This window comes from Streptomyces sp. NPDC057638 (genome assembly GCF_042800315.1).
Classification (GTDB): domain Bacteria; phylum Actinomycetota; class Actinomycetes; order Streptomycetales; family Streptomycetaceae; genus Streptomyces.
Map to the genome: position 1 here is coordinate 1 of NZ_JBHVHF010000309.1, position 8,897 is coordinate 8,897.

The 8,897-nt window shown below is 76.9% G+C and carries 5 protein-coding genes and 1 pseudogene; all 6 read left to right on the forward strand.

What is annotated here, in order from left to right; translation table 11 throughout:
- The first annotated feature begins 394 nt into the window (after positions 1 to 394).
- Positions 395 to 1,231 carry a hypothetical protein gene (locus ACFVIM_RS29165; protein ID WP_384307457.1) on the forward strand — a complete coding sequence of 279 codons (837 nt, stop codon included), beginning with the start codon at positions 395 to 397 and terminating at the stop codon, positions 1,229 to 1,231.
- Positions 1,232 to 1,272: 41 nt separating this feature from the next.
- Positions 1,273 to 2,742, forward strand: a pseudogene (locus tag ACFVIM_RS29170) (CocE/NonD family hydrolase); the annotation flags it as partial.
- A gap of 308 nt (positions 2,743 to 3,050) precedes the next feature.
- Positions 3,051 to 4,406, forward strand: coding sequence for a YcaO-like family protein (locus tag ACFVIM_RS29175; protein ID WP_384307460.1), 1,356 nt, complete (start codon positions 3,051 to 3,053; stop codon positions 4,404 to 4,406).
- Between the two features lie 220 nt (positions 4,407 to 4,626).
- Positions 4,627 to 5,880, forward strand: coding sequence for a hypothetical protein (locus ACFVIM_RS29180; RefSeq protein WP_384307462.1), 1,254 nt, complete (start codon positions 4,627 to 4,629; stop codon positions 5,878 to 5,880).
- A 363-nt stretch (positions 5,881 to 6,243) separates the two neighbouring features.
- A complete protein-coding gene (locus tag ACFVIM_RS29185) occupies positions 6,244 to 7,980 on the forward strand; it encodes an ABC transporter ATP-binding protein/permease (RefSeq protein WP_384307464.1) in 1,737 nt (578 codons plus the stop codon).
- Between the two features lie 191 nt (positions 7,981 to 8,171).
- Positions 8,172 to 8,897, forward strand: a 726-nt coding sequence (locus ACFVIM_RS29190) for an ABC transporter transmembrane domain-containing protein (RefSeq protein ID WP_384307466.1), incomplete at its 3' end; no start/stop codon positions are given.

An 8,897-nucleotide genomic window follows, 5' to 3' on the forward strand; every position in this document is an offset into this window, starting at 1 on the left:
GCCTTCGATCTGGCGGTTCCGGTTCTCCGGTTCTCCGGCGCACGATGGCGGGTCGGGGCTCCGAGCCCTGACCCGCCACCACGGTCGGCGCGGGGCCGGGGGTTCCGAGGCGCTCCTCGGTGACGACAGCCCCCGTTCCCCTTGGCCCATGGGTCCGTCGCCCGCTGCGGGGGATGGCCCCGCGCCCTCTCGGGCCCGCCCGGATCGCCTTCCCGGGCGGGCCCGTTTCTTTCCTTGCCGTGCCATTCGCATGACTCGTATGTCTGTTCATATCCGTACGACTTCGCATACCCCTGGTGTCTCGCGTGGCTGAGGTGACGCCGCTGGCACTCCCCGCGCGCACCTCTGTCGCCTCGTGTGTTCCCCCGTGCCGTTTCTGAGTGAGGAGCTCTCCGTGTCCCCCGTGCGACTCGCCCCCGGCGTCGCCCTCGTCGATGTCCCCGGCCGTGGTCTCGCCGTCCGGACGCCCGACGGTGACTTCCTCCATGTCGATACGGGAGGGGTGGCCGCGTCCGCGCTCATCGCCCGGCTCCGGGGCGGCGGTGTCACCGATCGCGGGTCCGCGCAGGCGTCCGGTGCTGACGACCCCGCGCTGGACCGGCTGGAAACGGCCTTCGACCAGGCGGGATTCCTGCACGGGTCTTCCGGTGGCGGGCCGTTGAGCGGGCGTCAGGTGTGGCTGCTTGGCGACCCCGTGCTCACCACGCCCCTGCTGCGCTGTGCGGAGGGTGCCGGGGCGCGGGTACGCGAGATCGGGGCCGGGGAGCTGGCGGCCGCCCGCGAGCAGCGCGAGCCGACGGCCGTGGTCTGGTGCCTCGACGGACGGGTGCCCCCCGGGCTCTGGGACGAGGCCGACCTGCTGCCCATGGCGGGCGTCGGCTGGCTGCGCTGCCAGCGCGAGGGCCACCAGGCGTGGCTCGAACCGCTGGCGTCCGCACCGGGCGATGTCACCTCGCGTGATGTCCGGCTGCGGCGTCTCGCCGCGACCGCCGCCCACCGTGAACTCGCCGCCTACTGGGACGACATGACCCCCGAACCGCCCGGCGCGGGTCACTCGGCCGCCTCGGCGGCCCTGCTGGCCGGGCTGCTGACCGGGGAGCTGCTGGCGTGGGCCCGTGGCGAGCCCGCCCGCCGCCCGCTGCGGCGGATCGATCTGCGCGATCTCGCGGTCAGCGGCCACCCGGTGCTGCCCGTGCCCGCCGTCGCGCCGCTGCCGGGAGCACGGGCGTGACCCGCCCGGAACCGGTATCCCCACCGGTATCCACAGCGGGCGTGACCCGCCCGGTACGGATACCCGTGCCCGGCGCCCGGCTCGGCGCCGAGGTCACGGTGGTGCCGGGTGGGGCCCCCGCCCCCACCGTCGTCCTCCGTACTCCCTATGGCGCGCACCACCACCGGGCCGAGGCACGGGCCTGGGCGCGGCACGGATTCGCCGTCACCGTCCAGGACGTACGCGGACGCTACCGGTCCGAGGGGGAGTGGCGCCCCTACACCAGCGAGGCCGCCGATGGTGCCGCCACCCTGCGCTGGGTGCGCCGACAGCCCTGGTGCGATGGGCGGATCATCGCCGCCGGGGCCTCCTACGGCGCCTACTGCGCCCTCGTCACCGCCCTGGACGATGAGGGTGGGGAGGGCGATGCGGGCGTGCCCGACGCCGTCATCGCCGCGGTTCCCGCGCTCGGGACCGCCGACACCGCCCGTGAACCCTCCGGGGTGGAGCGGCTCCTCGGCCGGGCCGGCTGGTGGGCCGCCCATGGCGACCGTTCCACCTCCGACCCCCGCGCCCTCGACACCGCGCTCGCCGCCGACCCCGACCTGCTGGCGCATCTGCCGGTGCGCACCCTGCCCGAGCGGCTCGGGCGGGCCCTGCCGTCCTGGCCGGGTGTGTGGGAGGAGCGCGAGCGCGGCCGGGTCGCCCGGCGTGGCGCCCGCGCCCGGACGCCCCTGCTCGTCGTCGGCGGCAGCCGGGACCCGCTGACCCCGGACGCGCTCGCGCTCTGGCGGAGCTGGGCCGGGCCCGCCCGGCTGCTGCTCGGCCCCTGGGGCCATGGCCTCACCGCCGACCCCGCCCCCGAGGCCCGCCCGGGGCACCGGCTGGTCCTCGGCGCCGTCTACGCGCGCTGGGCGCGCGCCGCGCTCGACGGCGCCCTCGCCCCCGGACGGCGCGGCGCCCTCGCCCTCGGCGGCAGCGACCACTGGCTCCCCGCGGACACCCCGCACCGGACGCGCGGCTATGACTTCGGGGGCCGCGCCGGGCTGCGGCTCCAGTACGGCGGCTCCTTCGTCGCCGACCCGGCCCACCCCGTACGCTCCGACGGTCTCGCCGTCGACCCCGGACGCGCCCCCGACCGGGCGCTGCTGGCCGGGCCGCCGCTGCCGCGTCCGCTGGATCTCTTCGGCGAGGCCCGGGTACGGCTGGCCGCGAGCGCCGACACCCCCGTCGCCGACTGGTTCGTCCGGCTGGTCGCCCTCGATCCGCGCGGGCGGGCCGACTCCCTCGCCGTGGGAACGGTACGCCGGGCGGACCCGCCCGGCGCGTACGCCCGGTTCACCGTTCCTCTCGGCTGGATCACCCGGCGGCTGGACGCCGGGACCCGGCTGCGGCTGGAGGTCGCCGGGCACCACTTCCCCGCCCACGCCCGCAATCCCCACACCGGGGAGGACCCCGTCCACGCGGTCCGGGTCCACCCCTCGCACCGCGCGCTGCGGGCCGCGGACGGCGCGCTGGAACTGGGTGTGGCGTGGGGGCGGGGACACGCCCGGCTCCCGCGCGCCATCCCGAACGCCATCCCGAACGTCATCCCGAGCGGCGGCCGGACGGAACGGTCCGGCGGGTCCGGTGAGCCCGCCGGGCCCGGTGGCCGTGCGGCCCGGGCCGCCGTCGGCCGTTCCGGTCCGTACGACGACACCCTGGACCGCCGTACGGAGCCGGACCGCGCCCGCGCGGGCCGCGCGTCCGGCCGTGGCCGTGAGGGCCGTGCGTCCGGCCGTGGCTGTGACCGCGCGGCGGACGAACGCCGCTTCATCGACCCCGTGGAGGAGATCTGCGCATGACCCCCGACCTCTTGGTGGACCCCGTCTGCGGGCTGATACGGTCCGTCGCCCCGGTCCCGCATCCGCGCGGCACGCCCACCCGTTACACCGCGATGACCGCCGAGGTCGCCGACGCCCGGCGGTTCGGGGCCTGGCCCGCCGACCGGGTCTCCCTCGGAACCACGTTCGGCGACCCCGAGGGGGCCAGGATCGCGGCGGTGGCCGAGGCCGTCGAGCGGTACTGCGGTAACCGGCTGCCGCCGCCGGGCCACCCCGCCGCCCCCCGCCGTACCAGCGCCGCCCAGCTGCTCGCCGAGGGACGGCGGGTGTACGGACCAGGCGAGTTGCCCTCGTACGCCTCCTGGCAGTACGAACGGCCGGGTTTCCCGTACCGGCCCCTCACCGCCGACACCCCCGCCCTGTGGGTTCGGGCGGACGAGGGTGGCGAGGAGTGCTGGGCGCCCGTCGCGCTCACCCATCTCAACTGGAGACAGGGGCCCCTGAGGGAACTGCCCCGCACCCACCACCTCAACTACGCGGGCATCGCCACCGGCCAGGGGCTGGACGACGCCATCGAACGCGGGCTCCTCGAAGTCGTCGAACGCGACGCCCTGGAGGTGTGGTGGCACCTCGACGGACCCGCGCGGGGCATCGACCCCGCCTCCGTACCCGGGCTCGACCGCGATCTCGACGGCTGTGGACTGGAGATCTCCCTGGTCGAGATGGAGTCCGAGTTCGCGCCGTGTGTCGCCGCGCTGGCCCGGGATCCCGAGACCGGGATCCACGCCGCCGGTTTCGCCTGCCGGTACGACCCCGCCGAGGCCGCCCGCAAGGCCGTCCTCGAAGCCGTCCACACCTGGGTCTTCACCCAGGGCGCGGTCGACGCCGACGGCTGGGTCTTCCAGGCCATCGACGCCGGGCTGCTCGCGCCCGGCCTCTACCTCGGCCACCGTGCCGACCGGCGCTATCTCGACGACTGCGGGACCGACTTCGCCGCCGTCCGCGACCTCGGCGCCCATGTCCAGGTCTGGCTCGACCCCCGGCTTACGCCCCTCGCCCGGCGGTTCACCCATCCCGAGCGGGGGACCGTACCCGTCTCCGCGCTGCGGTCCGGCAGCCGCGAGCGGCTGGACGCGGCGCTCGCGGCGGGCGGGCACCGGGTGATCACGCTTGACCTCACCACCGAGGACGTCGCCGAGACCCCGCTGAGGGTGGCACGCGTCCTCGTCTCCGGTCTGGTGCCCAACGCCCCCGCCGCCTTCGCCTACCTCGGCTGTGAACGACTGACCCAGGCGGCCCTCGGCCGGGGCTGGCGCACGGCGCCGCCCCGGGACCCGGAGGACTTCACCCTCGCTCCGCCGCCGCATATGTGAGGGGTGGGTGGCGATGATGACGAGTTCTCACCGCGTGGCCCACAGCCGGGTGGCCGCGGCGCTGGCGCGGGCGCGGTCGGACGAACCGGTGCGGGGAGGATCCCGGCGGACGCCGGGCGACTCCGGGCCGGGGCGTGGCGACTGCCGTTCGGGGGCGGGAGGCTGCCGGTCGGGGCGGGATGACTCCCGTTCGGCGCGGGTGGACGTCCCGGAACCGCGCGTGGCGGTCCCCGTGCCATGGCCGGGGGCGGGACCCGCCGTCGACGTGGTGCGCGCGTTCGACCGGACGCTCCGGCTCACCCTCGCCGGGGACCGGCTGCGCGGTGTCCCCTCGGCGGGTGCCCTCCACCCGGTGGAGATCGCGCTGTTGCTGGGGGAGGGGCACGGGATACCTCCGGGACGGTACGGATACGACCCCGCGCGGCACCGCCTCCACCGGCTGGGCCCGGCCCCGGGGATCGCCCCCGGCGAGGCGCGTGCCGTCGTGGGCGTACGGGTGGAGCGGACCGTGGCCCACTACGGCCACCGGGGCTGGCCGCTGGCCCTGCTGGACGCCGGGCACGCGGTGGCGGGCCTGGTGGCGGTGGAGGGGGGATCGGCGCGCTGGGGCGCGGGGTGGGGGGTGCGGTTCCCGCTGGCGGTGGTGGGGCTCGGCCCGGGCTCCGACGGCGCTCTGGGCCCTGGACGCCGTCCGGGCTCGGAAGCCGGTCCGGGCTCGGAGACCGGTCCCGGTCTTGGTCCTCGTACCGGTCCCCGGTTCGGGCCGGTCGATCCCGGGTCCGGTCCCGGTCACGGGCGCTGGGCCGGTGGGCCGGGGGCCGGGGTCGGCGCGGGGCCCGAAGCGCGCCAGGCGTTCGCCGTGATGACCGCGCTGGCCGAGGCGGGCCGGGCGGCCCGGCTCGGGGGTGTCACGGGGGAACCCGTCGTGGAGGAGATCCTCCGCGCCCGGCGCAGTGCCCCGGTCGAGGCGTTCACGGCGTCCGGGCCGCCCGCCGAGGAGCACCTCGCCGCCGTGCTCGCCGCCGCCGAGTCCGCCGGGCCGGGTGGGCCCGATGGACCGGACGGGCTCGGGTGGTGGGTCGCCCTCGGCGGGGAACGGCCCGGACTGTACGCACGTGAGGGCGGGCGGCTGCGCCTGGCCGCGGCGGGCGAGGTACTGCCGACCCTCGCCGTCTGGGCCGCGCGCCAGGGCTGGCTCGCGGACGCGGGTGCCGTACTCCTCGCCCATGGGTGCCCCTCGGACGCCGCTCCCGAACGCGTGCTCGCCGACCATCTGCTCGCCGGGTACGGGGCCGGGCGCGCCCATCTCGCCGCCACCGGACTGGGGTTGCCCGCACGGCCGGTCGGCTCCTGGCAGCGGGCCGACATCGGAGCGGCGCTGGGCGGGCGGGCGGGGCGGGACTGGGTCGTGCACGGGCTCGCGCTCGGCGCGCGGCGGTCCTCCTGGCCCGGCGTCCGAGCGGGCGCGTGGTGACCGGGGCCGTTCCCGTGGGCGTCGGCCACGGGGGCGGGCCCGCGACCGGACACCGTACGCCGGGGCCGGGCGCTGTCGCCTGTGCCTGGGGTGTGTGTGCCGGTGGTGTCGCGAGGGCCTGTTGTACCTCTCGTACGCGTGCCCGCTGTGCCGCAGGTGCCTGTCGTACCTCCCGTACGCCTGCCCCTGGTGTCGCGTGTGTCTGCCGCGCCTCTCGTACGTGTGTCCGCTGCGCCGCGCGTACCTGTCGTACCTCCCGTACGCGGCGCACCACGCGTATCCGCCATACCCGCTGTACCCGCGACCGCGGCCCCCCTACGGGCCCCGCGCCCCACCGACCGTCCCACCGGAGGAAGTGACCTCATGATGCTGCACCCGGAGTTGTTGCGCGCGGGCCTCATCGCGCGTCGGCGGCTCCTTCTCGCCACCGCCCTTCTCGCCGCCGTCGCCGCGACGTATCTCGCCCAGGCCGCGCTCTTCGCCGTCGCGCTCGCGCGCGTCGCGGCGGGCGCGGGCGCGGGCGGGGATCTGCTCGCGCCCCTCGCCGGGGTCGTCGTGGCCGTCGCCGTCCGCGCGCTGCTCACCCGCTGGCAGCGCGGGGCGGCCACCGACGCCGGGGCCGCGGTCAGGGTGGCGCTGCGGGACGCCCTCCTCGTACGCCTCGGGCGGACCGGACCGCCACGGGACGCGGACAGCCGGGCGGGCGGAGTACGCGCCACCTTGGTGGACGGTGTGGAGGGTGTGGACGCCTATGTGTCGCGCTATCTGCCGCAGGCACTCGTGACCTGTGTGATCGCGCCCGTGACCCTGGTGGCGCTGGCGTTCGCCGAACCCTGGGCGGCGGCCGTGCTGGCGCCCGCGCTCCTGGCCGCGCTCACCGCGCCCCGGTGGTGGGACCGGCTGCTCGCACGGCGGGGCGAACAGCATTGGGGCGCGTACGAGGCGCTCTCCGCCGACTACCTGGAGGCCCTCCAGGGCATGCCCGCGCTGCGCGCCGCCGGTGCCACCGGACGCCTGCGCGCCACCCTGGAGGCGCGTTCCGCCGCACTGCACCGCGCCACCGTCGCCAAGCTGCGGATATCCCTGGTCGACACCGGGATCACCGATCTGGCGGTCCAGGGCGGCACGGTCGCCGCCGTCCTGGTGGCGTGCGCCTCGGCCGCCTCCCCGAGCACGGCGAACGCGACGCCGGTAGGTACGTATCTGGTGCTGCTCCTGGCCTCCGAGTGCTTCCGGCCGGTCCGTGACCTCTCCCGTGAGTGGCACTCCGGCTACCTCGGCATCTCCGCCGCCGCCGGGATCGCCGCGCTGCGCACCGCCGAGGGCGGTGTCCCCGACACCGGCACCACGCGGGCCCGGTGGGAGACGGCGCCCGAAGTCCGTTTCGAGGACGTCGACTTCTCCCATCCAGGGGCGGCGGAGACCACTCTGGAACAGGTCTCCTTCACCGCCCCGGCGGGCCGTACGACCGCGATCGTGGGGCCCTCGGGCGCGGGCAAGTCGACCCTGCTGGGGCTGGTGGCCCGCTGGTACGGCCCCGACGGCGGCCGGGTCCTCGTCGACGGCGCCGATATCTCCTCGTACACCCTCGCGTCCCTGCGGCGCCAGATCGCCGTCGTCTCCCAGGACACCTATCTCTTCCACGGCTCCATCGCCGACAACCTGCGTCTCGCGCGGCCCGGCGCCAGTGACGCGGAGGTGCGCGCGGCCTGCCGGGCGGCCGGGATCCACGACGAGATCCAGCGGCTGGACGGCGGCTACGCGACCGTCGTCGGCGAGCGCGGCTCCACCCTCTCCGGCGGCCAGCGCCAGCGCCTCGCCCTGGCCCGCGCGCTGCTCGCCGACGCGCCCGTCCTCGTGCTGGACGAGGCGACCAGCGCCGTCGACGAGCGGCGCGAGGCGGCGATCGTCCACGAACTGCTGGACGCGGTCCGTGGCCGTACCTGTCTGATCGTCGCCCACCGGCTGGCGGCGGTGCGGCACGCGGACCGGATCGTCGTCCTGGACGGCGGCCGGGTCGAGGCCGTCGGCGACCACGGCACCCTGGTGGCGTCGGGCGGGGTCTACGCCCGGCTCGCGGGCGCGGGGAGGGCGGCATGAGCCCCTCGAAGCCGGAGTCGAGCAGCTCGAAGCCGGACAGGAGCGCCGCGGTGGGGGACACGGACACCGCGGAGCCGGGCCAGTGCGGAGCGGACTCGCGGGCGCGGGCGGCTGACGCCGGTGGGGGCGGGACCGCGTCAGCCGCGCGGGACGTCGGGTCGGTTGGGGGCGGGGCTGGACTGGACGCGCGGGTGGCCGGGCCGGGTGGCCGCGTCCCTGAACCGGAGGGGAGGTCCGGCCCGGGGGCGCCCGCTCCCGCGCCGCACACCTCCACGGACACCTCCGATCGCGGTGCGCTGCGTGCCCTCCTGCCGGTCCTGGTGCCCCATCGGGCCCTGGCCGTCCGTACCTTCCTCGCCGCGCTCCTCGGGCAGTCCGCCCTGCTGGCCCTGGTCGGGCTCGCCGCCCACACCGTCGGTACGGCCGTGCTGGAGCGGGTGCCACCGGACGCCGGGACGCTCACGGCGCTCATCGGGCTGGTGTTCGTGCGGGCCGTGGCGACCTGGTGGGAGATGGACCTCTCCCATGACCTCGCGTACCGCGTCCTGGCCGAACTGCGGGTGCGGGTGTACGACGGCCTCGCCCGGAGCGCGCCCGCGCGCGTCGGCGGACGGCGCAGCGGAGACCTCGCGTCGGCGGCCATGGGGGACGTGGAGGCGCTGGAGTTCTTCTACGCCCACGCCGTCGCGCAACTCCTGGCCTCCGGCACGGTCTTCGGCACCGGCTCCCTCGTGCTCGCCGTCGTCGAGCCCCGGCTGCTGCTCGCCGTCGGGCCCGCCGCCGCGCTGCTGGCCCTCGGTCCCCTGCTGGAGGCCCGGCGGCGCGCGGCCCACGGTGCCGCGGTGCGCCGGGCCGCCGCCGAACTGTCGGCCGAGGCCGTCGAGACCGTCGACGGCCTCGGTGAACTCCTCGCCTTC